The sequence below is a fragment of the Bradyrhizobium stylosanthis genome (genome assembly GCF_001641335.1).
Classification (GTDB): domain Bacteria; phylum Pseudomonadota; class Alphaproteobacteria; order Rhizobiales; family Xanthobacteraceae; genus Bradyrhizobium; species Bradyrhizobium stylosanthis.
Genome location: NZ_LVEM01000002.1, coordinates 1,195,523 through 1,218,007, shown reverse-complemented (window position 1 = coordinate 1,218,007; position 22,485 = coordinate 1,195,523). Strand labels below are relative to the sequence as shown.

General features: G+C 64.8%; 22 protein-coding genes. 11 read left to right on the top strand and 11 right to left on the bottom strand.

Features of this window, described 5'->3' with window-relative positions:
- Nucleotides 1-138 precede the first annotated feature (138 nt).
- The gene (locus tag A7X65_RS17625) at nt 139-975 is read left to right on the top strand and encodes a TonB family protein (RefSeq protein ID WP_245323584.1); all 837 of its coding nucleotides are present in this window, start codon (nt 139-141) and stop codon (nt 973-975) included.
- A 79-nt stretch (nt 976-1,054) separates the two neighbouring features.
- Here the strand turns inward: A7X65_RS17625 and A7X65_RS17620 are convergent, their stop codons facing one another.
- A complete protein-coding gene (locus A7X65_RS17620; RefSeq protein WP_063686891.1) occupies nt 1,055-1,861 on the bottom strand; it encodes a response regulator in 807 nt (268 codons plus the stop codon).
- A gap of 217 nt (nt 1,862-2,078) precedes the next feature.
- On the opposite strand from A7X65_RS17620, the gene A7X65_RS17615 reads away from it, so the two are divergent.
- Both A7X65_RS17615 and A7X65_RS17610 read left to right on the top strand, forming a co-directional pair.
- Nucleotides 2,079-2,312 (top strand): NepR family anti-sigma factor, encoded by a 234-nt coding sequence (locus A7X65_RS17615; protein WP_063687764.1) that lies wholly within the window; start codon nt 2,079-2,081, stop codon nt 2,310-2,312.
- Entirely contained in the window at nt 2,312-2,860 is a 549-nt protein-coding gene (locus tag A7X65_RS17610; RefSeq protein ID WP_018646832.1) for a sigma-70 family RNA polymerase sigma factor, read from the top strand. Before A7X65_RS17615 ends, A7X65_RS17610 begins: the two co-directional genes overlap by 1 nt.
- A 111-nt stretch (nt 2,861-2,971) precedes the next feature.
- Here the strand turns inward: A7X65_RS17610 and A7X65_RS17605 are convergent, their stop codons facing one another.
- From A7X65_RS17605 to A7X65_RS17570, 8 genes are all read right to left on the bottom strand, one after another.
- Nucleotides 2,972-3,670 (bottom strand): nitroreductase, encoded by a 699-nt coding sequence (locus A7X65_RS17605; RefSeq protein ID WP_063686889.1) that lies wholly within the window; start codon nt 3,668-3,670, stop codon nt 2,972-2,974.
- Between the two features lie 146 nt (nt 3,671-3,816).
- On the bottom strand, nt 3,817-5,061 hold the full coding sequence (locus A7X65_RS17600; protein ID WP_063686886.1) for an acyl-CoA dehydrogenase: 1,245 nt from the start codon (nt 5,059-5,061) through the stop codon (nt 3,817-3,819).
- A gap of 138 nt (nt 5,062-5,199) precedes the next feature.
- Complete coding sequence (locus A7X65_RS17595) at nt 5,200-6,444, bottom strand: acyl-CoA dehydrogenase (protein WP_063686884.1); 1,245 nt, start codon at nt 6,442-6,444, stop codon at nt 5,200-5,202.
- 123 nt (nt 6,445-6,567) lie between these two features.
- The gene (locus tag A7X65_RS17590) at nt 6,568-7,695 is read right to left on the bottom strand and encodes an acyl-CoA dehydrogenase family protein (RefSeq protein ID WP_063686882.1); all 1,128 of its coding nucleotides are present in this window, start codon (nt 7,693-7,695) and stop codon (nt 6,568-6,570) included.
- A 114-nt stretch (nt 7,696-7,809) separates the two neighbouring features.
- Entirely contained in the window at nt 7,810-9,681 is a 1,872-nt protein-coding gene (locus A7X65_RS17585; protein WP_063686880.1) for an AMP-binding protein, read from the bottom strand.
- Nucleotides 9,682-9,724: 43 nt separating this feature from the next.
- The gene (locus A7X65_RS17580; RefSeq protein WP_063687762.1) at nt 9,725-10,531 is read right to left on the bottom strand and encodes an enoyl-CoA hydratase/isomerase family protein; all 807 of its coding nucleotides are present in this window, start codon (nt 10,529-10,531) and stop codon (nt 9,725-9,727) included.
- A 193-nt stretch (nt 10,532-10,724) separates the two neighbouring features.
- Complete coding sequence (locus A7X65_RS17575; RefSeq protein ID WP_063686878.1) at nt 10,725-11,483, bottom strand: SDR family NAD(P)-dependent oxidoreductase; 759 nt, start codon at nt 11,481-11,483, stop codon at nt 10,725-10,727.
- 55 nt (nt 11,484-11,538) lie between these two features.
- Nucleotides 11,539-12,117, bottom strand: coding sequence for a TetR family transcriptional regulator (locus A7X65_RS17570; protein ID WP_232994712.1), 579 nt, complete (start codon nt 12,115-12,117; stop codon nt 11,539-11,541).
- A 227-nt stretch (nt 12,118-12,344) separates the two neighbouring features.
- Here A7X65_RS17570 and A7X65_RS17565 point away from each other — a divergent pair, with 227 nt between their 5' ends.
- Nucleotides 12,345-13,517 carry an acetyl-CoA C-acetyltransferase gene (locus tag A7X65_RS17565; RefSeq protein WP_063686874.1) on the top strand — a complete coding sequence of 391 codons (1,173 nt, stop codon included), beginning with the start codon at nt 12,345-12,347 and terminating at the stop codon, nt 13,515-13,517.
- Nucleotides 13,518-13,726: 209 nt separating this feature from the next.
- On the top strand, nt 13,727-15,271 hold the full coding sequence (locus A7X65_RS17560; RefSeq protein WP_063686872.1) for an acyl-CoA synthetase: 1,545 nt from the start codon (nt 13,727-13,729) through the stop codon (nt 15,269-15,271).
- Nucleotides 15,272-15,382: 111 nt separating this feature from the next.
- On the opposite strand, the gene A7X65_RS17555 is transcribed toward A7X65_RS17560, so the two are convergent.
- Entirely contained in the window at nt 15,383-15,925 is a 543-nt protein-coding gene (locus A7X65_RS17555; RefSeq protein WP_063686869.1) for a methylated-DNA--[protein]-cysteine S-methyltransferase, read from the bottom strand.
- 136 nt (nt 15,926-16,061) lie between these two features.
- Here A7X65_RS17555 and A7X65_RS17550 point away from each other — a divergent pair, with 136 nt between their 5' ends.
- Both A7X65_RS17550 and A7X65_RS17545 read left to right on the top strand, forming a co-directional pair.
- Nucleotides 16,062-16,880: an alpha/beta fold hydrolase gene (locus A7X65_RS17550; protein ID WP_063686867.1), complete on the top strand. Its 819-nt coding sequence runs from the start codon at nt 16,062-16,064 to the stop codon at nt 16,878-16,880.
- Nucleotides 16,881-16,882: 2 nt separating this feature from the next.
- Nucleotides 16,883-17,695 (top strand): alpha/beta fold hydrolase, encoded by an 813-nt coding sequence (locus A7X65_RS17545; RefSeq protein ID WP_063686865.1) that lies wholly within the window; start codon nt 16,883-16,885, stop codon nt 17,693-17,695.
- Between the two features lie 48 nt (nt 17,696-17,743).
- Here A7X65_RS17545 and A7X65_RS17540 read toward each other — a convergent pair whose 3' ends face one another.
- The gene (locus A7X65_RS17540; RefSeq protein ID WP_063686863.1) at nt 17,744-18,202 is read right to left on the bottom strand and encodes a carboxymuconolactone decarboxylase family protein; all 459 of its coding nucleotides are present in this window, start codon (nt 18,200-18,202) and stop codon (nt 17,744-17,746) included.
- A gap of 98 nt (nt 18,203-18,300) precedes the next feature.
- Between A7X65_RS17540 and A7X65_RS17535 the strand changes: the two genes are divergently transcribed.
- The 4 genes from A7X65_RS17535 to A7X65_RS17520 all read left to right on the top strand — a co-directional run bounded on the left by A7X65_RS17535 (nt 18,301) and on the right by A7X65_RS17520 (nt 22,344).
- Nucleotides 18,301-19,170: a sigma-70 family RNA polymerase sigma factor gene (locus tag A7X65_RS17535; RefSeq protein ID WP_063686861.1), complete on the top strand. Its 870-nt coding sequence runs from the start codon at nt 18,301-18,303 to the stop codon at nt 19,168-19,170.
- 86 nt (nt 19,171-19,256) lie between these two features.
- Complete coding sequence (locus tag A7X65_RS17530; RefSeq protein ID WP_156527850.1) at nt 19,257-20,507, top strand: M20/M25/M40 family metallo-hydrolase; 1,251 nt, start codon at nt 19,257-19,259, stop codon at nt 20,505-20,507.
- A gap of 189 nt (nt 20,508-20,696) precedes the next feature.
- Nucleotides 20,697-21,374 (top strand): GntR family transcriptional regulator, encoded by a 678-nt coding sequence (locus A7X65_RS17525; protein ID WP_063686859.1) that lies wholly within the window; start codon nt 20,697-20,699, stop codon nt 21,372-21,374.
- Between the two features lie 169 nt (nt 21,375-21,543).
- Nucleotides 21,544-22,344: a phytanoyl-CoA dioxygenase family protein gene (locus A7X65_RS17520; protein ID WP_063686857.1), complete on the top strand. Its 801-nt coding sequence runs from the start codon at nt 21,544-21,546 to the stop codon at nt 22,342-22,344.
- Nucleotides 22,345-22,485 lie beyond the last annotated feature (141 nt).

Here is a 22,485-nt window from a genome sequence, read left to right as displayed (position 1 = left end):
CAATGAAGTTGGCGTCAAGCGCCCGATGCTTCGCGCCCGCTCCAATTGCCCACAGCGAGAGAAGCGCGATACGAGCAGCGCGCCTTGCAATCAACCAGACCGCGATTAATATCCGCGGCGATGCAGATGAAATGTCCCTTGCTGGCCGCGCTTCTCGGATTGCTGCTGGTTTTCCCGGCTTATGCGCAAACTGAACAGAGCGAGAGCGTCAAAGCCTGGAAGGCTAGACTGTCGGCGCACATTGCCAGCTACAGGCAATTTCCGCCTGAAGCGCTCGGGCAAACCGGCGAGGCCAGGGTCACATTCGTCATCGACCGGTCCGGCAGGTTGATCTCGCATGCTCTGGCTGTGAGCACTGGCGCGCGGCTGCTCGACGATGCCGCACTGCGGATCGTCGATCATGCGCAACCGTTTCCGGCGCCGCCTTCAGAGCTCAAGGACGATACGTTCACTTTGACAGTGCCGATTGTCTTCAGTGACCGCCGCTTCCGTATCCCGCTCTCCGGGTTGGTGCTGTACAAGCAGAATCCCGTGCTCACGGAGGACGATCCCATCGCTACCTGGCGCAAGGCGGTCGTCGAACATGTCAGGCGCAATATAAAATTCCCTCCGGCGGCCATCGGCCAGAGAGGCGATGCCGGCGTCATATTCGTGGTCGACCGCATGGGAAAGCTGATCTCGAACGCATTTTTGGAGACCAGCGGCATCCCGGCGCTCGATGCAGAGGCACTCGCCATGGTCGAGCGATCCGTGCCATTCCCAAAACCTCCCGCCGACGCGAAAGACGATCTGCAGAGAGTGATCATCCTCATGACTTTCGACGGGACGCAGCCTCCCCCGGCGGGGCCGTTGCCGGAAGGCGAAAAATTTCTCAAGTCCTGGATCGAGGACCAGGCCAAGCTGAACGCGAAATCTCCCGCGCCGAGCGACGCCAAGCTCAATTCCATGCTTCGCAGCATCTGCCGCGGTTGCTGAGGCAGAGCATCGCTCTCCGCCACATGCAAAGACGGCGCGCCTCGCGACGCGCCGTCTTGTCGTTGAGTCCAAGCTTTCCTTACGCCGCCGGCACCTTCGGGGCGCGGTTGCGCGAGTTGCGCTGGAAGAACAGCGCCTGGCTCGCCACCGCCGACACCATCGCGGGTTGGAACGGCTTTGAGATCAGGAACGCCGGTTCGGGACGCTCGCCGGTGAGGAAGCGCTCCGGATAGGCGGTGATGAACACCACGGGGACCTCGAAGGTACGCAGCAATTCGTTGACGGCATCGAGCCCCGATGAGCCGTCGGCGAGCTGGATGTCGGCAAGGATCAGGCCCGGCCGCTTGTTCTTGGCCAGCGCCACCGCATCGGCATGGGTGCGGGCGACGCCGACGACATTGTGGCCGAGATTCTTCACCAGGCTCTCGAGGTCCATGGCGATGAAGGTCTCGTCCTCGATGATCAGCACGTCGGTGGCGATCTCGGCCGCCATCTCGCGTCCCGCTGCATCCGCAAGCCGCCGTGTCTCGCCGACATCGGTGCCGAGGATATAGGCGACCTCCTCCTCCGAGAATCCCTCGAGCGAGAGCAGCAGGAAGGCTTGCCGCGGCAGCGGCGTGATGTTCGACAGACGGCGCTCCGGCGGCATCGGCAGGGTAGCCACCTCGGCGTCGTCGTTGACGGAAACCGAATTCCAGATCTGGGTGAACAGCCGGAACAGGCCCGCGCGCGGTCCGTGGCTCTCGTCGAGCACTGACGGATCGCCCAGCATGGCTTCCAACATGGCGGCAACATAGGCGTCGCCGGAGGCCTGGCTGCCTGTCAGGGCACGTGCATACCGGCGCAACAACGGCAAATGTTCAGCAACGAGCTGTGAACGGGACATCCCCACTCCATTCATCTTCGGGCCGACCTTAGAGAACAGGTACGAGGGGCGGCCCGGGTTCCCCTGCTGGGCTGATTACGCCGCAGGACAAGAAAAGTTCCGCTCCGGGGGGAACTTTTTGTCGAACCTGGAATTGTGCCTATCCAGGGAACGGCTCCCGGTTGAGAAAACTTCTCGATTTTACAGTAACTTAACTCGGGGAAACGTGGAACAGGTCATGAAAGATCTCAAGTCTCAAGCCAGCAAAAGCACGACCCCCGGCAAGGGAGGCCTCACTCCGGAGATTCAGTCCCGGATCGGCCATCAACTGCGCGCGATGTACGACGACGTCGTGCGGCAGGGGGTTCCGGACCGGTTCGCGGAACTGATCAAGAAGCTTGATGCGCCGGGAGGCGCACCCCAAGTGCAAACTGATGGGGGCTCCAATGACAACAACAATGGGAGGGATTAATGCCTCTCACGGAATCCCTGCGTAACGACATCCTTGCGGCCGTGCCAAGCCTGCGCGCGTTCGCGATCTCGCTCAGCGGCAATGCCGACCGGGCCGACGATCTGGTTCAGGAAACGCTGTTGCGCGCGCTCGCCAACATCGATTCCTTCCAGCCCGGTTCAAACCTGCCGGCGTGGCTGTTCACGATCCTGCGCAACTTGTTCCGCTCCGACTATCGCAAGCGGCGGCGCGAGGTCGAGGACGCCGAGGGTAACTATGCGAAGACGCTGAAGACGCAGCCCTCGCAGAACGCGCATCTCGAGTTCGAGGAGTTTCGCGGCGCGCTCGAGAAGCTTCCGCAGGACCAGCGCGAGGCCTTGATTCTGGTCGGCGCCTCCGGCTTCTCCTATGAGGATGCCGCCTCGATCTGCGGCTGTGCGGTCGGCACGATCAAGAGCCGCGTCAATCGCGCGCGCTCGAAGCTCGCCGCGCTGCTCTATGTCGACGGTGCCGAAGATTTCGGCCCCGACGAGACCGTGCGCGCCGTGATTGGCGGCAGCGGCGGATAGCGGCAGGGTCAACTGGACCACAACACGACAAAGGCGGCCGTTTCCGCGGCCGCCTTTGCGCGTCTCTCGTGCTCGTCTGCCGGCGCGTCCGAAAACCCCCGCGCCGCGCGATCAATCCTCGGCGAATGTCACGGTGTCGGCCACGCCCGCGCGCGAGGTGCGGTAGCTGTTGACCTTGTGCGCATGGTCCGCATAGCCGAACGAGATGCCGCAGACGACGCGGCGGTCATCGAGCAGATTGAAATGGCGGCGGATCAGGCCGGAGTGGCGCGCCAGCGCCGCCTGCGGAATCGTGCCGAGCCCGAGCGCCTGCGCCGCCAGCATGAAATTGGAGACATAGGCGCCGCAATCGATCGCGCCGTAAATGCCGAGCGGCTCGTTGGTATGGATGACGGCAATATGCGGCGCGCCGAAGAAATTGTAATTCTCCAGCGCCTGTTTCGCGTAAGCCGTCTTGTCGCCCCTCGCGATGCCGAGCGTGTTATAGAGCTGAAAGCCGCTCTCCCGGCGGCGTTCGAGATAGACCCCGACATATTCGCGCGGCGGGGTGAAATCGTAGTCGTCACCGAGCCCGCCCGACGCTTCCTTGTAGATCGCCTTGCGGAAGCGCTCCTTGGCCTCGCCGCTGGCGATGATGACCTGCCAGGGCTGGCTATTGCACCAGGACGCAGTGCGCTGCGCGGTGGTCAGCACATGCTCGATGGTGGCGCGGTCGACCTCTTTCGGGAGGAACGCGCGCACCGAGTAGCGCTCGTTGAGCAGCTCTTCGAGCACGCCGATGCGGTCGTTTTGTTTCACAGTCGCGTCCATGGATCAGCTCGCGCTCTTTCTCGTAGGGTGGGTTAGCCGAAGGCGTAACCCACCACTTCTGTTTCGACGTCGGCAGACGTGGTGGATTACGCCGAGCGGTTTGCGCTTCGCGCAATCCGCAGGCTAATCCACCCTACAATGCCATATCACCGCCCCTTGGTCGGGATCTTGTTGTACGGCACATCCTTGTCGACGCGGATATCGCCGGGCAGGCCTAGCACGCGCTCGGCGATGATGTTGCGCAGGATCTCGTCGGTGCCACCCGCAATGCGCATCGAGGGTGAGGACAGCAGCATCTGCTGGAACTGGCCCTGCACCGTCTCCTCGTCATTGCCGGTAAGGACACCGGCCGCGCCCTGCAGATCCATCGCGTAGGTCGCGATGTCCTGCAGCATCATGCCGGAGACCAGCTTGCCGATCGAATTCTCCGGACCCGGCCGCTCGCCCTTCGACAGCGCCGAGATGGTACGATAGCTGGTGTATTTCAGCCCGCTCGACTTCGCCGCCCAGCTCGCAAGCTTCGAGCGCACGGCGGGATCGTCGATGGCGAGGCCGTCTTCCAGCATCAGATCGGAGCAGAACTCGAACATCTCGGGGACGCCGGTCGCGAGCCGCGCCCCGATCGACATGCGCTCGTTCATCAGCGTCGTCAGCGACACGCTCCAGCCTTCCCCGACCGCGCCAAGCCGCTGGCTGTCGGGAATGACGACATCAGTGAAATAGACCTCGTTGAACTCCTGCATGCCGTTGGCCTGCTTGATCGGACGGACCTCGACGCCGGGGCTCTTCATGTCCAGGAAGAACATGGTGAGGCCCTTGTGCTTGGGCACGTTCGGATCGGTGCGCGCGATCAGGAGACCATAGTCGGAATAGTGCGCGCCCGAGGTCCAGATCTTCTGGCCGTTGACGATCCAGTTGTCGCCCTTCTTCTCCGCGCGTGTGCGCAGGCCTGCGACGTCGGAGCCGGCGGAAGGCTCGGAGAACAGCTGGCACCAGATCTCCTCGCCCGAGGCGAGCTTCGGCAAGTACCGGCGTTTTGCATCTTCGCTGCCGAAGGCCATCACGGTCGGGCCGCACATGCCCTCGCCGATCTGGAACGGCTGCGTCAGCTTGCCGTAGACACCTTCTTCCTGCTGCCAGATCACCTTCTCGATCGGCGTCGCGCCGCGGCCGCCATACTCCCTAGGCCAGTGCAGGCAGGCCCAGTTGCCTTCGAACTTCTTCTTCTGCCAGGCCTTGCCGACATCGACGATGTCGTGCTTGGCAAGCCGGATGCGGCCGAGCGAGGATTTCGACAGCTCGGCGTGCAACTCCTTCGGCGCGTTGGCCTCGACCCATTGGCGCGCGGTCTGGCGGAATGCGGCTTCCTGCGGGGTGTCGTCGAAATTCATCTTCGAACTCTCCTCTCTCGTGCCCCGGACGCTGCGCAGCGCGAAGCGGTGCGCTGCAGAGCCGGGGCCTATTTGCGGCCTCTGGGTCCCGGCTCTGCGGAGCGGTACTTCGTACCGCACCGCGTCCGGGACACGAGCTCATCTTCCCTTCGTCGGGATCTTGTTGAACGGCACGTCCTTGTCCACACGGATATCGCCCGGCAGGCCCAGCACCCGCTCGGCGATGATGTTGCGCATGATCTCGTCGGTTCCGCCTTCGACGCGCGTGCCCGGCGCGCGCAGCAGCATCGCCTGGAAGCGGCCCGCGAGCTCGGCATCCTCTGGACCGCTGACGACGCCGGCGGCCCCTTGCAGATCGAGCGCGTAGGTCGCGACGTCCTGGATCATGGAGCCCGCCACCAGCTTGCCGATGGAGTTCTCCGGCCCCGGCCGCTCGCCCCGCGACAGTGCGGAGATCGCGCGCATGCTGGTGTATTTCAGCCCACTCGCCTTCACCGCCCAGTTCGCGAGCTTCGAGCGCACCGCGCGATCCTCGATCGCCGGACCGTCGTCGAGCATCAGGCTGGAGCAATATTCGAACAACTCCGGGAAACCGGTCGAGACGGCCGCGCCGATCGCGCTGCGCTCGTTCATCAGCGTGGTCAGCGAGACGTTCCAGCCGTCGCCGACCTCGCCGAGGCGCTGATGGTCGGGAATGCGCACATTGGTGAAGTAGACCTCGTTGAAGTCCGAGGCGCCGCTCGCCTGCTTGATCGGCCGCACCTCGACCCCGGGGCTCTTCATGTCCAGGAAGAACATGGTGAGACCCTTGTGCTTGGGCACGGTCGGATCGGTGCGGGTGAGCAGGATGCCGTAGTCCGAATAATGCGCGCCCGAGGTCCAGATCTTCTGGCCGTTGATGATCCAGTCGTCGCCATCCTTTTCCGCACGCGTGCGCAGACCCGCAACGTCGGAGCCGCCGGCCGGCTCGGAGAACAGCTGGCACCAGACCTTCTCGCCGGAGGCGAGCGGCGGCAAATACGTGCGCTTATGCTCCTCGCGCGCGAACGCCATCATTGTCGGCCCGCACATGCCGTGGCCGATGATGAACATGCGGGAGAGCTGGCCGAACGGCCCCTCCTCCTGCTGCCAGATCACGCGCTCGATCGGCGACGAGCCGCGCCCGCCATACTCCTTCGGCCAGTGCAGGCAGGCCCAGCCGGCATCGGCCTTCTTCTTCTGCCAGGCCTTTGCGACCTCGAGAATGTTGGCGTTCTTGAGCACGGTGCGGCCAAGCGACGATTTGCGCAGCTCCTCCTCGTATTGCTTCGGAGCGTTGGCGCCGATCCAGGCGCGGGCTAGGCTGCGGAATTCGGCTTCCTGCGGGGTGTCGTCGAAGTTCATGGTCTCATCTCTCGGCCGCGCGGGTCATCTCGTAGGATGGGTAGAGCGCAGCGAAACCCATCTCTTTCATTCGTTGTCGGGCGATGGGTTTCGCTTCGCTCTACCCATCCTACGCACCTGTCATCACGCCGCGTTCTTCTTCCGCATGCGGTCGATCAGCTGGTCTTCCCAATAGGACAGGCTGCCGAGGCCGAGCGCCATCGCATTGGCGCGGCGGTAGTACATGTGGCAGTCGAACTCCCAGGTGAAGCCCATGCCGCCGTGAACCTGGATGTTGTTCTTGGCGCAGTGCTGGAACGCCTGCGTCGCGCTGATGCGCGCGGCGGCGGCCGCCTCCGGCAATTCGGCTGCGTTGGTCGAGAGCGCCCAGGCGCCGTAATAGCTGTTGGAGCGCGCCAGCGTCGCCGAGACATACATGTCGGCGAGCATGTGCTTCACCGCCTGGAACGAACCGATCTGACGGCCGAAGGCGATGCGATCGAGCGCGTAGTCGCGGCCCATCTCCAGCGCCCGGTCGGAGCCGCCGACCTGTTCGAAGGCGCACAGCACCGCGGCGCGGTCGAGCACCTGAGACAAAATGCTCCAGCCTTCGCCGGCCGCACCGAGCGGCTCGGCCTTCGCGTCCTTGAAGGTGATCTCGGCCTGTCCGCGGGTCGGATCGAGATTGGTGAGGCTCTTCACCTCGACGCCGCCAGCCTTGAGGTCGACCAGGAACAGCGAGATGTCGCTGTCGCGCCCGCTCGATCCGGTGCGTGCCGCAACCACCGCGAAGTCGGCGACGGCACCATCTGCGATCGGCTTCTTGACGCCGTTGAGCACGCCGTTCGCGGCGGTGAGCTTGACGTTCTTCGGCGACGGATTGCCCTTGCCCTCGAACAGCGCCAGCGTGCCGATGGCTTCGCCCGAGGCGATGGCCGGCAGCCATTTCTTCTTCTGCGCCTCGCTGCCGGCGATCAGCAGCGCTTCGGCGGCAAGATAGACGGTCGAGGAGAACGGCACCGGCGCGTTGGCGCGGCCCATTTCCTCCGCGATCACGCAGAGCTCGAGATGACCGGCGCCGGCGCCGCCGAATTCCTCGGGGATCGCGACGCCAAGGAAACCCATCTCGGCAAGCCCCTTCCACAGCTCCTTGTCGTAAGGCGCCTTGCCGTCGAGCACGACGCGGACCGCCTTGGGCGAGCATTTTTCAGCGAGGAATTTGCGCGCCTGGTCGCGGAGCTGCTTCTGGTCGTCGGAGAAATCGAAGTTCATGGCGGGCTACCTTTGTTTATTGCTGTTCTGTAGGATGGGTGGAGCGAAGCGATACCCATCAATTGTCTGACGAGGGACGATGGGTTTCGCTGCGCTCTACCCATCCTACGGTGTTCATCGCAGCACGATCACATCCTGATCCGGCCTGTCGGCATAGAGCCGCTCCACCAGCGCCGCACGGCGTTCAAGGCCGGCGCGCTGGTTGATGTAGCCCTTGTCGGTGAGCTCGTTACCGTCGATCGAGGGCGGCTCAACCATCAGCATGGCGCGCGCGATGATGCGGCTGCTGGCGCCCTCGCACTCCCGGTTGTGGGTTTCCAGCCCGCGCCTGAAGCAGGCGAGCACCTCGGGGTGCTTCACGGCGTCCTCGAAACTCAGATCGGGATCGCCGACGAGCTGGCGGCACGCGTGCAGATTGGGCCACGCCAACAGGCCGATGAAGGCGCGGTCCTGCCCCGCGACCAGCGCGTCATGCACGACGGGCGTCGCGGCTGCGATCGTATCGGTGCGAAGCGAGCCGACATGGACGAAGGTGCCGGTGGTGAGCTTGAAGTCCTCGACCACACGTCCGGCGAAGATGATGCCCTTCACCGGATCGGCATCGTCGACGAAGATGCCGGCATCGCCGATGCAATAGAAACCTTCCTCGTCGAACATCTTCTTCGTCAAATCAGGCTGACCGAAATAGCCCGGCGTGACGTTGACGCCGCGCAGGCGCAGCTCGTATTTCGAACCGCACGGCACCATCTTCAGCTCGACACCGGGGAACGGCAGGCCGATCAGGCCGACGCGCTCGGTGTCCCAATAGGTGCCGGTCGAGGTTGGTGCGGTCTCGGTCGAGCCCCAGCCGGTGTAGAAGACGATGCGCTCGCCCGTGGTCTTCACCGCCAGCGCCTGCATGCGATCGTAGAGATCGTCCGGCAGCCGCGCGCCGCCATAGGCCATGATCGACAGATTCTTGAAGAACGAGCGGCACAGCGCGTCGTCCTTCTCCATCGCAGCCGCGAGCGCGGCATAGCCGGCGGGCACGTTGGCGTAATAGGTCGGCGAGATCTCGTGCAGGTTCCGCAGCGTCTCCTCGAACTGGCCCGGCATCGGCCGGCCGTCGTCGATATAGAGCGTGCCGCCGTCGACCAGGACGGGATGGAACGCCGCATTGCCGCCCATGGTGTGGTTCCACGGCATCCAGTCCAGCATGGTCGAGATGGGACCATCAGGCGAGCGCGGCCGGACCTGCATCATCATCGCCGCATTGGCGCACATCATCGCCTGCGTGTTGATGACGGCCTTGGGCATGCCGGTCGAGCCCGACGTGAACAGCAGCTTGCCGACGGTGTCGGGCGTGATCTTTGCAATCGATGCTTCGACGTCCTTCGTCACCGGCGTCGCCGCGAGCTCGGCGAAGCTGACGCTCTCGATACCGTCGCAGGGTCGCGTGACGTGAACCACGGTGACACCGGTGAGATCGAGCGCCTTCAGCGCCTTCTCGAAGGTCGGGCCGTCCTGCACCATCACCACGGCCGGCTTGATCAGGTCGAACAGATATTTCAGCTTGACGTGATCGTGGCTCATCAACGAGTAGGCCGGCGACACCGGTGCGGCGGGCGAACGCGCCTGCATCGCGGCCTGCGTCATCAGCGCGTGCTCGATCGAGTTGCCGGAGAGGATCGTGACCGGGCGTCCGTCGAGTCCGAGATTGAGCAAGCCTTGCGTCAGCGCGTCCACGGTGCGCTTGGCTTCACCATAGGAGACCTTGCGCCATTCGCGGTTTGGACCGCCGCGCTGTGCGAGCCAAGTGCGCTCGGGCGCTTCCTTCGCCCATTTCGCCAGCGACGCCGGGATGTGCGTCTCGTAGGCTTGCAGCGGAATGCGTGACTTCAGCACCACCGTGCCGTCGGCACGGCGCTCGACGTCGATGTCGCGCGCGAGCCACTCGACCTTGCGAAAGGCGGGCTTCGTCATGACTGCCGCCGCGCTCCCACTCATTTTGCGTCTCCCGGAATTTTTTGTCCTTTGCGGATCTTCGTGTTCAGCGCCTGATATAGACAGGCTTTCGCTTCTCAAGGAAGGCCCTGATGCCCTCCGAAAATTCCTCGGAGCGGCTGCACAGGACCTGATTGCGGTCCTCCATCGCGATCGCAGCTTCCAGCGATCCCGCATCGACGCTCATGTTGAGACATTCCTTCGACAGCCGCAGCCCGACGGGAGAGGCCGTCATCATCGCGTCGACATAAGGTTCGGCCGCCGCATCGAGCTTGTCTTCGTCGACAACCTCGGAGACGAGGCCAACCGCCAGTGCGCGCTCGGCATTGATGAAGCGCCCGGTGAGGATCAGTTCGGAGGCCACGGAGACGCCGACGAGGCGTGGCAGGAAATAGCTGGTGCCGATGTCGCAGCCGCCGAGGCCAAGCTTGATGAAGGCGCAGTTCATGCGCGCCGATTTCGTCGCGATGCGGATGTCGGAGGCGAGCGCCAGCGCAAATCCGCCACCGGCCGCCGCGCCCTGCACCAGCGACAGGATCGGTTGCGGACACCGACGCATCAGCATCACGATGTCGGCGATGCGGCGCTGCGAGTCCAGCGACTCCGTGACGCCGGGCGGCTCCTGCTGACCCGCACGGCGCGCCATCGCCGCCTTGAGATCGAGGCCGGCACAGAAATTCTTGCCGGCACCCCTGAGCACGACCACGCGCGTGTCGCGGTTGCGCTGCAGGCCCTGGAAATAGACATTGAGCGCGTCGATCAGCGCGGGATCGAGCGCGTTGAGACTGTCGGGACGATTGAGCGTCACCCGGTCGACGCCGTCGTCGTGCTCGATCAGCAGCGGTTGGGACATGGGGCGCTCCTGCATCCGCTCTTCAAGTGGCGGCTATTGCGCCCTCTCCCCTCGTGGGAGAGGGCATGTACGTCGCTGACCAAGAACTCGCTTGGGTGAGGGGTCTGTCTCCACAAATGAGATCGCGGATGCAAACCCCTCATCCGGCGCTTCGCGCCACCTTCTCCCACAAGGGGAGAAGGGAAGAAGAGCTTTACCGCGGCGCCATGCGGATGGCGCCGTCGAGACGGATGGTCTCGCCGTTGAGCATCGCGTTCTCGACGATGTGCACGGCGAGCGCGCCGTATTCCTTGGCGTCGCCGAGGCGCGAGGGATGCGGCACCTGGGCCCCCAGGCTCTTGCGGGCTTCTTCGTTGAGCCCCATCAGCAGCGGCGTGAAGAACAAGCCGGGCGCGATGGTGTTGACGCGGATCTTCTGGCTGGAGAGGTCGCGCGCGGCCGGCAGGGTCAGGCCGACGACGCCGCCCTTCGACGCCGAATAGGCGATCTGGCCGATCTGGCCTTCATAGGCGGCAACCGACGCGGTGTTGATGATGACGCCGCGCTCTTCTCCGACCGGCTCGATGGTGACGAGGCGCTCGGCGAACAGACGCAGGCAGTTGAAGGTGCCGATCAGGTTGACATTGATGATGCGCGCGAACTTCTCGAGCGGATAGACGCCGTCGCGGCCGACGATGCGCTGCGAGCCGCCGATGCCGGCGCAGTTCATCAGCACGCGGGCCACGCCATGCGCGGCTTCCGCCTTGGCGATCGCCGCCTTGATCTGCTCCTCGCTGGTGACGTCGGCATGCAGCGCGACGCCCTTCACCTCGGCGGCGACCTTCTCCGCGTTCTCCTTGTTCTGGTCGATCACGCCGATCTTGGCGCCCTTGGCCGCCATGGCGCGGGCGGTGGCCTCACCGAGGCCCGAACCACCACCGGTGATGAGAACGGCTACGTCTTTCAATTCCATGACAGGCACCTTTCCTTGGGCGTTTCTTCTCTAGACTTTGAGAGTGATGGCCGGATTATCCGGCCGCGATGGCTTCCCCGGCTTGCGTGAGGATGCCGCCGCAGATCAGCGTTTCCATGTGCTTGATGTATTGCCGGCAGACTTCATCGGTGACCGGGCCGACGCCGGTCGCGCGGGACATCGCGTGCCGGCCGAAGAACAGATGATCGCAGGCACCGATCAGGCTTGTGTAGAACAGCACCGGATCGGTCTTGCGGAATTCGCCGCGGCTGACGCCTTCTGCGAGCAGGCGGCGGTGGAAATCCAAGAGCGGCGCGACGAAGAACTTCGAGACTTCGTCAGCGGAGCCGGCGCTGGTTTCGTGCAGGAGATAATGGATCAGCCGGTTCATATAGGGGAACCGGTGATAGGCGCGGATGATGCCGGCGATGTGCAGCTTCAGCTTCGCCGTCGAGGTGATCGGCTGCGCCAGCAGATATTCGAGATTGGACATCTCGGTCGCCGCATCGCGCGCGAGCAGCGCCAGCAGGAGGCCGTCCTTGTTCCCGAAATGATATTTGACCAGCGCGGCATTGGCGCCAGACTTCTGGGCGATGTCGGACAGCGAGATCTCGATCGAGGAGCGTTCGATCATCAACTCGCTCGCGGCCACGAGCAATTTCTCTGCCGTGGAATTTTTTCCGCTGGGGAGTCTGGTCGGTACGCTGGTAGCCACGGAAATCCCTGTTTGGCCGCATGAAGCGGGCGCAGATAAGCCCAAGCAGCGCCTCATCACAAGAGTTAATTGATCGATTGACTAAACGATATCCCGTCCCTTAAATCCGCCCCGACAACTTCAGAACAATCATGGGAGAGACCGAAATGGCCGAGGCTTACATCGTCGCCGCTGCGCGTACCGCCGGCGGGCGCAAGGGGGGCCGCCTCGCCGGCTGGCATCCGGCCGATCTCGCCGCGAAGGTGCTGGACGAACTGGTCGACCGCACCAAGGTCGATCCCGCCCTGGTCGAGGACGTGATCATGGGCTGCGTGATGCAGGTCGGTGAGCAGTCGAACAACGTCGCGCGCAACGCGATCATGGCCTCGAAGCTGCCGGAGAGCGTGCCGGGAACCTCGATCGACCGTCAGTGCGGCTCCTCGCAGCAGGCACTGCACTTCGCGGCGCAGGCCGTGATGTCCGGCGCGATGGACGTCGTGATCGCTGCGGGCGTCGAGTCGATGACGCGCGTGCCTATGGGCCTGTCCTCGCAGCTCGCCGCCAAGAACGGTTTTGGCCACTACAAGAGCCCCGGCATCGAGGCGAGATACCCCAACATCGTGTTCAGCCAGTTCACCGGCGCCGAGATGATGGCCGAGAAGTACGGCCTGTCGAAGGATGATCTCGACGAATACTCTTTCAACAGCCATCAGCGCGCGATCGCGGCGACGCAGGCCGGCCACTTCAAGAAGGAGATCGTGCCGCTCGAGATCACCCGCGCCGACGGCAGCAAGGACACCCACCATATCGACGAAGGCATCCGCTTTGATGCCACGCTCGACGGCATCAAGGGCGTCAAGCTGATCGCCGAGAACGGCAAGCTTACCGCGGCCAGCGCCAGCCAGATCTGCGACGGCGCCTCCGGCGTCATGGTGGTGAACGAGAAGGGCCTCAAGCAGCTCGGCGTCAAGCCGCTGGCGCGCATCCACCACATGACCATGACGGGCGGCGATCCCGTGATCATGCTCGATGCCCCGCTGCATGCCACCAAGCGCGCGCTGGAGAAGGCGGGCATGAAGATCGACGACATCGACCTGTTCGAGGTCAACGAAGCCTTCGCTTCGGTCCCGACCGGCTGGCTCAAGACCACCGGCGCCGATCCCGCGCGTCTCAACGTCAACGGCGGCGCCATCGCGCTCGGCCATCCGCTCGGCGGCTCCGGCACCAAGCTGATGACGACGCTGGTCCACGCCCTGCACCAGCGCGGCAAGCGCTACGGCCTGCAGACCATGTGCGAAGGCGGCGGCATGGCCAACGTGACGATCGTGGAGCGGCTGTAAGCCGAGACGTCGGAACATATACGGTGTCGTCCCGGCCTAGTGCGCAATTGCGCACGGGAGCCGGGACCCATAACCACAAAAGTTTGTGGTCAGGGCGAGCCGGGCGACATCGCGTTTCAACAATTTGGTTCGGTGGTTATGGATCCCGCCCCCGTGCGCAATTGCGCACTAGGCCGGGATGACACCTTTTTTGTTGCGGGAGCTCAGCCATGACTCACCCCTCCATCTACGCCAAGACCACGCCCGACAAGATCGCCTACCGCATGGCCGGGACCGGCAAGGCCATCACCTATCGCGAGCTCGACGAGCTCTCGAACCAGGGCGCGCAGCTGTTCCGCTCGCTGGGGCTGAAGGCCGGCGACCACATCGCGTTGCTGATGGAAAACCGCCTCGCTTTCATGGAACTCTGCTGGGCGGCGCAACGCAGCGGGCTCTATTACACAGCCATCAGCCGCTATCTGAAGCAGGACGAGATCGACTACATCATCGGCGATTGCGGCGCCAAGGTCGTGATCACGACGCCGAAATGCGCCGACCAGATCAAGGCCCTGATCAAGGGCGCGCCGGGCGAGCCGATCTTCTACATGATGGACGAGCCGCTGCCCGGCTTCCGCTCCTACGACAAGGAAGCCGCCGCGCAGCCGACGACGCCGATCGCGGACGAGGTCGCCGGCTACGACATGCTGTATTCGTCGGGCACCACCGGCCGTCCCAAGGGCATCAAGAAGGCGTTCGAAGGCAACGCCATCGACGTGCCGAACGCGTTCCTGCGCGTGCTCTGTGCCGACATGTGCGGCATGAATGCGGAGAGCACGTACCTGTCGCCGGCGCCGCTCTATCACGCAGCTCCCTTGCGCTTCAACATGATGGCGGTCGTGCTCGGCGGCACCTCTGTTATCATGGAGCATTTCGACGCCGAGGAATTTTTGAAGCTGGTCGAGACGTACAAGGTGACGCAGTCCCAGCTCGTGCCGACCATGTTCGTGCGCATGCTGAAGCTGCCGGACGAGGTCCGCAACCGTTACAATGTCTCGACGCTGAAGGGCGCAATCCACGCCGCCGCGCCCTGCCCGGTCGACGTCAAGGCGAAGATGATCGAATGGTGGGGGCCGATCCTGATCGAGTATTACGCGGGATCGGAAGGCAACGGCGTCACCGTCTGCAACTCGCAGCAATGGCTGGAGCACCGCGGCAGCGTCGGCCGCGCCGTGGTCGGCAAGATCAAGATCCTGGACGAGAACGACGAGGAGCAGCCGACAGGCGAGATCGGCACGGTCTATTTCGCCGACGCGCCCGCCTTCACCTATCACAACGACCCCGAGAAGACGAAGAAGGCCTACAACGCCAAGGGCTGGTCGACGCTCGGCGACGTCGGCTATCTCGACAAGGACGGCTTCCTCTTCCTCACCGACCGCAAGTCCTACATGATCATCTCGGGCGGCGTGAACATCTACCCGCAGGAGACCGAGGACGTGCTGATCACGCACCCCGAGGTCGCCGACGTCGCCGTGTTCGGCGTGCCGAACGAGGAGATGGGCGAAGAGGTGAAGGCCGTGGTGCAGCCGCACGACATGACACGCGCCGGCAAGGAGCTGGAGGCTGATCTCATCGCCTACTGCAAGACCCGTCTCTCGGCGATCAAGTGCCCGCGCTCGATCGATTTCGAAGCCGAGCTGCCGCGCACGCCCACGGGCAAGCTGGTGAAGCGGCATCTGCGCGACAAATATTGGCCGAAGACTACGGCGAAGATTTAGGGCGAACGCCGCTCCAAACACCGTCATGCCCGGGCTTGTCCCGGGCATCCACGTTCTTGTCCGCGAAGAAGACGTGGATGGCCGGGTCAAGCCCGGCCATGACGCCGAGCATCAATCAAACAAGCTCGGCGTGTGGTTCACCACCGCGCCTTCGATCTCCAGCATCTTCAGCTTCGTCACCACGCCGCCATTGGCCGAAAAGCCGCCGGGCTTGTTGCCGGCCGCCAGCACGCGGTGGCAGGGCACGACGATCGGGCACGGGTTGCGGCCGAGCGCCTGGCCGACGTCGCGCGAGAGCTGGACGCCGCCGAGCTGCTTGGCGATGTCGCCATAGGTGACGGTCCTGCCGGGCGGGATGGCGCGGGCGATCGCGTAGACGCCGCGGTTGAACTCCGGCACGCCGTCGAGGTCGAGCTCGATATCGGTGAGGTCGTCGGGCTCGCCCGCGAGCAGCTTTGTCATGCGGTCGATCGCCTGCTGTACCTCTGGAGTCGGCTCGGCTTCGGTGGCCTCGGCATGGCGCTGGGTGATGCGGGTGCGGATCTTCTGCTCGCCGCCCATCGGCAGTTGCGTGCCGTTGATGCCGCGCGGGCCCCAGGCGATGGCGCAGAGGCCGATCCTGGTGTCGAACAGGGCAAAATGCTGGTCGGTCATGGCTTGGTTCCTGGCTTGCTTCCCGTGCAGGCCCCCATTGTGTTCTCGGCCTAAATCTAGGCTTGGAAATAGTTGCGATCCACCCGGTTTCCGGGAATCTTGCACAGGAGTTCCGTCCCTCTTCCGCGAGACCAGAATGCAAAGCCTCCACGTCAACGGATACGACATGCCCTATCTCGACGTGGGCGAAGACAACGGGCGCCCGCCGCTGGTCTGCGTGCATGGATCGCTCAACGACTTCCGCGTCTGGGGCTGCGTGCTCGGCCCGCTGACGCAGCGGCACCGCCTGATTGCGGTCAGCCTGCGGCACTTCTTCCCGGAGCAATGGGACGGCGTCGGCGACACCTATTCGATCGCCCAGCACGTTAACGACGTCATCGCCTTCATCGAGAAGCTCGACCTTGGCCCGGTCGATTTGATGGGCCATTCTCGCGGCGGGCACATCTGCTTCCGCGTGGCGCAGCGGCGGCCCGACCTGCTGCGCCGGCTGATCCTGGCCGAGCCCGGCGGCGAACTCGATGCCAGTCTCGACCCTGACTATGTCGGCGGCCCCTCGCCGCTGCTGGCGCGGTTCACGGCCTCGGCCGAGAAGATCGCGGCCGGCGATGTCGATGGCGGCCTCGCCGTCTTCGTCGACACGCTGGAGGGCGCCGGCACCTGGCCGCGGCTGCCGGCGATGGTGAAGCAGAATCTGCGCGACAATGCCTACACGCTGATCGGCCAGGTCCGCGACAACCGCCCGCCGTTCTCCAAGGCGGATGCGGAGTCCATCAAGATGCCGACGCTGTTCATCCTGGGCGCGCGGACCAAGGGCCTGCTGCCCAAGGTGCTGCATGCGCTGGCCGCGCATGTGCCCTATTCGAAGACGGCGATCATCCCGAACGCGACCCATCCGATGTTCGAGCAGGCGCCGCACAAATACTCCGAACTGGTTCTCGACTTTCTGGCGAGCTGATCATGCAGAGCTTTCACGTCAACGGTTACGATATGGCCTATCTCGAAGTTGGCGAGGGCCATCCGCTGGTCTGCGTGCACGGCACGCTCGGGGATTTCCGCACCTGGTATTCGGTGCTCGGCCCGCTCTCGAAGAACCATCGCGTGATCTCGGTCAGCCTGCGGCATTTCTTTCCCGAGCATTGGGACGCCGTCGGCGACGACTACAAGATGGCGCAGCACGTCGCCGACACGATCGCCTTCATCGAGCAGGTCCAGCCCGGACCGATCGACCTGATGGGCCATTCGCGTGGCGGGCATATCGCGTTCCGCGTCGCGCAGGCGCGGCCCGATCTGCTGCGCAAGCTGGTGCTTGCGGAGCCCGGCGGCGATCTCGATGCCAGCCTGCCGGTGCCGGAAGGTACGCCCGCGCACCCGCCGCTGGCGGCGAAGACGATACGCTCGGTCGAGATGCTCCGCGCCGGCGATCTCGAAGGCGCGCTGCAGAACTTCTACGAGGGCATCGAAGGCGACGGCTCCTGGCGGCGCGTGCCGGCCGCGGCCAAGCAACAGCTGCGCGACAACGCACTCACATTCCTGGGCCAGATCAACGAGCAGCGCCGGCCTTTCACGCTCAGCGATGCGCAGGCGATCAGGACCCCGACGCTGCTGATCGGCGGCGGCGCCACCACCGGCAGCCTGTCGGTGATGTGGCGCGTGCTGGCGGCGCACATCGCGGGAGCCAAGACGGCGGTGATCCCCAATGCCGGCCACTGGATGTTCGAGCAGGCACCGCTGGAGTACGGCGAGGTGGTGAGGAGCTTTTTGGCGGACTAGGCGCGTCTCTTTGGCCTCTCCCCGCGCGCGGGGAGAGGCCAAGGAGCCTCACGCCACCTTCCACACACCGACCGGCATCTTGATCGTGGCGTTCAGCCGGTTCCAGACGTTGATCACGGCGATCGAGAGGATCAGCGTTGCCAACTCGCGCTCGTCGAAATGCTTGGCGGCCTCGTTCCAGATCGCGTCCGGCACCGGGTCCTCGCGATCGGCGAGGCGCGTGACGGCTTCGGTCAGCGCCAGCGCGGCGCGCTCGGCTTCGGTGAAATAGGGCGCATCGCGCCAGGCCGACACGGCGAACAGGCGCTCGTCGGTTTCCCCCAGCTTGCGGGCGATCTTCGGATGCATGTCGACACAGACGCTGCAGCCATTGATCTGGCTGGCGCGCAGGTGCACCAGTTCCAGAAGCTTTTCCGGCAGGCCCTGCTTGGTCAGGCTGCCGAGGGACTGCAGGACATTCATGGCCTCGGGCAGGACCATGACAGGGTGATTCATGCGGGCGTGCATTTTTTCGTCTCCATCGTTCGAATCTCGAAGGTTCCGGTCACATCGGCCGGATTGGCTTCGTCATGGGCATGACGGATCGCGATGAGGGAATGTGACCGATGACCGAAGAAAATCTTGACGAGAATTTTCTCAGCCGCCAGTTCGAGGCCAGCAGAGACCATCTGCGTGCGGTCGCTTACCGGATGCTGGGGTCGGGCGCCGAGGTGGACGATGCCGTGCAGGAGGCCTGGCTGCGGGTCAGCCGCTACGACATGTCCGATGTCGCGAATTTGCGCGGCTGGCTGACCACCGTGGTCGCGCGCATCTGCCTCGACATGCTGCGCGCCCGGAAGTCGCGCCGCGAGGACCCGATGGGCCCGCATGTGCCGGAACCGGTCGACGAGACGCGCGAGCGCGAGGCTGAGATGGCCGATTCCGTCGGCGCGGCGCTGCTGGTCGTGCTGGAGACCCTGCAGCCGGTCGAGCGGCTCGCCTTCGTGCTGCACGACATGTTCGCTGTGCCGTTCGAGGAGATCGCGCCGATCGTGGGACGCTCGGTCGATGCATCGCGCCAGCTGGCCAGCCGTGCGCGCCGGCGCGTGCAGGGCGCGCCGGTGCCCGACGCAAACCTGTCGCACCAGCGCAAGATCGTCGATGCCTTCCTCAAGGCTTCGCGCGAGGGCGATTTCGAGGGCCTGCTCGCGATGCTGGATCCCGATGTCGTATTCCGCGCCGACGACGCCGCGGTGCGGCTCGGCACGCTGCCGGAGATCCGCGGCGCCGATGCGGTCGCGCAGCTCTACAAGGGCCGCGCCCAGGCCGCGCGCACGGCAATGGTGGATGGCGAAATGGGCGTTGCCGTCATCCTCGGCGGACGGTTGCGCATCGCGCTGCGCGTCGCCTTCAACGCCGACCGGATCGCTGCAATCGAGGCGGTGGCCGACGCGGACACAATCGCCGCGATGGAGGTGGAGGTGCTGGAGCGCTAGGCCGGCGTGGCATCGCGCCTTTCCCGGTGCTAGGCTTTCCGCACAATCGCGCGGTGACGCTCCTCAAGACGCGAAAGGACATTTCGATGAAAACCCGCTTCATTCCCCTGCTCGCCGTGCTCGCTCTCGTTGCCGGCAGCAACCATGCGCTCGCGGCCGCCGACGAGAAGCTGAAGGCCGCGGCCGAGCAGGAGAAGGCGCCGCTGATCGAGACCTTGCGCGACATGGTGATGATCGAGAGCGGCAGCAGCGACGTCGAGGGCCTGAAGAAGATGGCCGACTTCACGGAAGGACGGCTGAAGGCGCTCGGCGCGGCCACAGAGCGGCGCAAGACCACGGCCGGCGTCGGCGCCGACATGGTGATCGCGACGTTCAAGGGCTCAGGCACGCGCAAGCTGATGCTGATCGCGCATATGGACACGGTCTATCAGCGCGGCATCCTCGCCAGCGAGCCGTACCATGTCGATGGCACCAAGATTTTCGGACCCGGCATCGCCGACGACAAGGGCGGCATCGCCGTGGTGCTGCACGCGCTCAAGATCCTCAAGGACGCCGGCTGGAAGGACTACGCCACGCTCACCGTCTCGTTCAATCCCGACGAGGAGGTCGGCTCGATCGGCTCGGGCGAGATCATCGCCGAGCTCGCCGACCAGCACGACGTCGTGCTCTCCTGCGAGCCGACGGCGGCCTCGCCTCCGGCCAAGAACGACTCGCTGCTCTTGGGGGCCAGCGGTACCGCGACGGGCATCATGAAGGTGAAGGGCCGCGCGTCGCATGCCGGCGCGGCCCCCGATCGCGGCCGCAACGCACTGATCGAGCTCTCGCATCAACTGCTCCAGACGCAGGACGTCGCCAAGTCGATCCCGGGCACCCAGCTCAATTGGACGACGGCGAAGGCCGGCACGGTACGCAATCAGATTCCGGAGGACGCCGAGGCCGGCGCCGACATTCGTCTCACCATCCCTGATGGCATCGCCAAGCTGCAGGCGGCCATCGACGCGAAGCTGAAGACCAGGCTCGTGCCCGACACCGAGACGACCGTGAATATCGTGGCGGGGCGACCGCCCTTCGTCGCCAGCGATCGCGGCCGCGCGCTGGCGCAGGAGGGACAGGCGATCTATGCCGAGATCGACCGCAAGCTCGACATCGTCGAGATGACCGGCGGCGCCACGGACGCCGGCTATGCCAATCGCAGCGGCAAGGCGATCGTGGTCGAGAGCTTCGGCCTCGCCGGCTTCGGCTACCACGCCCGCGACGAGTTCATCGACACCAACTCGATCGTGCCCCGGCTTTATCTGATGAGCCGGATGCTGATCGAGCAGGGCAAGAAGAAGTAGGCGCCGGGGCCAGCCGCGACCTTTGCTCGAAAACAACCCCATGCACAGTAGACCGGCTCTAGCGATATCAATGACTTAGTTTTGCGGAACCGGGACGGCTGACGCGGCCTCGGGCCGTGCTTGACGCCCTGCCCCTACCGCAGTAGCTTCGAATACGGAATTCCGTATTCCCTCTTCGGAGCTGCCGACGTGATACCCCTCGACCCGCTTCCGAACCTGATCGACCAGGTCTACGCGCGCATCCTGGAGGCGATCTCCGATCGCACGCTGCAGCCCGGCCAGCGCATCCGGCAGAACGAGCTGGCTGACAAGCTCGGCGTCTCACGCCAGCCGGTCTCGCATGCCCTGCATCTGCTGCACCGGCAGGGCCTCGTCGCCGAGAGCGGCAAGCGCGGCTTCGAGGTGACCCAGCTCGATCCCTCGCGCATCCGCCAGCTCTACGAGGTGCGCGGCGCGATCGACGCGCTCGCGGCACAGCTTGCAGCCATGCGCGCCGGCAAGGACGCGGCGGGACGTGCACGGCTGGAGGCGGCGCTCGCCGCCGGACGCGGCATCGACCGCAAGACGTCGCTTGCCGAGCTCATCGCGCTCGACGTCGAATTCCACCGCGCGATCTACCATCTCGCCGGCAATCCCGTGATCGAGGAAACGATCTCGCCGCAATGGCCGCATATGCGCCGCTCGATGGCGACCGTGCTGTCGGAGCTCGACTATCGCGACAGCGCCTGGGCCGAGCATGCCGACATTGCCGGACACATTTTCGCGGGCGATGCGAAGGCAGCCGAGCGCGCGGCGCTGGCGCATGCGCAGACCGCTGGACGGATGACCGAGGAGAGATTGAGGGCGAGCGACGAGGCGGCGGCTTAACCGCAAACGGCGTCATGGCGGGGCATAGACGTTCGAAGAACGGCGTCGCTTCCGCTGGCCTATGCCCGGCTATCCACGTCTTTGCCTCACGCTCGAAGAACGTGGATGCCCGGGACAAGCCCGGGCATGACGAGAGAGAGAACAAATAAACAAAACAGGAGGACGACCCATGAAACTGTCTCAGGAGCAATTGGAGTTCTTCCACCGCGAGGGTTGGCTGTTCCTGCCCGAGCTGTTCAGCCAGGAGGAGGTCGATTTGCTCGCGCGCGAGGCGGTCGGCATCTACGACGCCAACCGGCCCGAGGTGTGGCGCGAGAAGAGCGGCGCGCCGCGCACGGCCTTTGCCGCGCATCTCTACAACGAGGCGTTCGGCATTCTCGGCGCGCATCCGCGCATGATCGACCCGGTCGAGCAATTGTTCGGCGAGCCGGTCTACATGCACCAGTTCAAGATCAACGCGAAATCGGCCTTCACCGGCGACGTCTGGCAGTGGCACCAGGATTACGGCACCTGGAAGCGCGACGACGGCATGCCGGAGCCGCGGGCGATGAACATCGCGATCTTCCTCGACGAGGTGATGCCGATCAACGGTCCCCTGATGCTGGTGCCGCGCAGCCAGAATGCCGGCGATCTCGAAGCCTCGCACGACCTCGCCACCACCTCCTATCCGCTATGGACGCTGGACGAGGACACGGTGACGCGCCTCGTCAAGCAGGGCGGCATCGTCGCGCCCACCGGCAAGCCCGGCGGCATGCTGATGTTCCACGGCAATCTCGTGCATGGCTCGGCCGGCAACATCACGCCCTTCCCGCGCAAGATCGTGTACCTGACGCTGAACGCGGTCTCGAACTACATCCGCACCCCGACACGGCCGGACTACATCGCGCATCGCGATTTCGCGCCGATCAAGACGGTGGACGACGATGCGCTGGTGAGGCTGGCACGGGCACCGCGGCAGGCCGCGGAGTAAACTGGTCTCGTGCCCCGGACGCAGCGCAGCGTCTCTTCGACGATGCGCTGCAGAGCCGGGGCCCATACGATACGGATAATTTTCCTTCTGGGTCCCGGCTCTGCGAAGCAGCGTTGCACGCTGCATCGCGTCCGGGACACG

What these genes read in the sequence shown, in the direction of transcription:
- A7X65_RS17620 (WP_063686891.1), bottom strand. Translation starts at nt 1,861, where the DNA reads ATGTCCCGTTCACAGCTCGTTGCTGAACATTTGCCGTTGTTGCGCCGG.
- A7X65_RS17615 (WP_063687764.1), top strand. Translation starts at nt 2,079, where the DNA reads ATGAAAGATCTCAAGTCTCAAGCCAGCAAAAGCACGACCCCCGGCAAG.
- A7X65_RS17610 (WP_018646832.1), top strand. Translation starts at nt 2,312, where the DNA reads ATGCCTCTCACGGAATCCCTGCGTAACGACATCCTTGCGGCCGTGCCA.
- A7X65_RS17605 (WP_063686889.1), bottom strand. Translation starts at nt 3,670, where the DNA reads ATGGACGCGACTGTGAAACAAAACGACCGCATCGGCGTGCTCGAAGAG.
- A7X65_RS17600 (WP_063686886.1), bottom strand. Translation starts at nt 5,061, where the DNA reads ATGAATTTCGACGACACCCCGCAGGAAGCCGCATTCCGCCAGACCGCG.
- A7X65_RS17595 (WP_063686884.1), bottom strand. Translation starts at nt 6,444, where the DNA reads ATGAACTTCGACGACACCCCGCAGGAAGCCGAATTCCGCAGCCTAGCC.
- A7X65_RS17590 (WP_063686882.1), bottom strand. Translation starts at nt 7,695, where the DNA reads ATGAACTTCGATTTCTCCGACGACCAGAAGCAGCTCCGCGACCAGGCG.
- A7X65_RS17585 (WP_063686880.1), bottom strand. Translation starts at nt 9,681, where the DNA reads ATGAGTGGGAGCGCGGCGGCAGTCATGACGAAGCCCGCCTTTCGCAAG.
- A7X65_RS17580 (WP_063687762.1), bottom strand. Translation starts at nt 10,531, where the DNA reads ATGTCCCAACCGCTGCTGATCGAGCACGACGACGGCGTCGACCGGGTG.
- A7X65_RS17575 (WP_063686878.1), bottom strand. Translation starts at nt 11,483, where the DNA reads ATGGAATTGAAAGACGTAGCCGTTCTCATCACCGGTGGTGGTTCGGGC.
- A7X65_RS17570 (WP_232994712.1), bottom strand. Translation starts at nt 12,117, where the DNA reads ATGATCGAACGCTCCTCGATCGAGATCTCGCTGTCCGACATCGCCCAG.
- A7X65_RS17565 (WP_063686874.1), top strand. Translation starts at nt 12,345, where the DNA reads ATGGCCGAGGCTTACATCGTCGCCGCTGCGCGTACCGCCGGCGGGCGC.
- A7X65_RS17560 (WP_063686872.1), top strand. Translation starts at nt 13,727, where the DNA reads ATGACTCACCCCTCCATCTACGCCAAGACCACGCCCGACAAGATCGCC.
- A7X65_RS17555 (WP_063686869.1), bottom strand. Translation starts at nt 15,925, where the DNA reads ATGACCGACCAGCATTTTGCCCTGTTCGACACCAGGATCGGCCTCTGC.
- A7X65_RS17550 (WP_063686867.1), top strand. Translation starts at nt 16,062, where the DNA reads ATGCAAAGCCTCCACGTCAACGGATACGACATGCCCTATCTCGACGTG.
- A7X65_RS17545 (WP_063686865.1), top strand. Translation starts at nt 16,883, where the DNA reads ATGCAGAGCTTTCACGTCAACGGTTACGATATGGCCTATCTCGAAGTT.
- A7X65_RS17540 (WP_063686863.1), bottom strand. Translation starts at nt 18,202, where the DNA reads ATGCACGCCCGCATGAATCACCCTGTCATGGTCCTGCCCGAGGCCATG.
- A7X65_RS17535 (WP_063686861.1), top strand. Translation starts at nt 18,301, where the DNA reads ATGACCGAAGAAAATCTTGACGAGAATTTTCTCAGCCGCCAGTTCGAG.
- A7X65_RS17530 (WP_156527850.1), top strand. Translation starts at nt 19,257, where the DNA reads ATGAAAACCCGCTTCATTCCCCTGCTCGCCGTGCTCGCTCTCGTTGCC.
- A7X65_RS17520 (WP_063686857.1), top strand. Translation starts at nt 21,544, where the DNA reads ATGAAACTGTCTCAGGAGCAATTGGAGTTCTTCCACCGCGAGGGTTGG.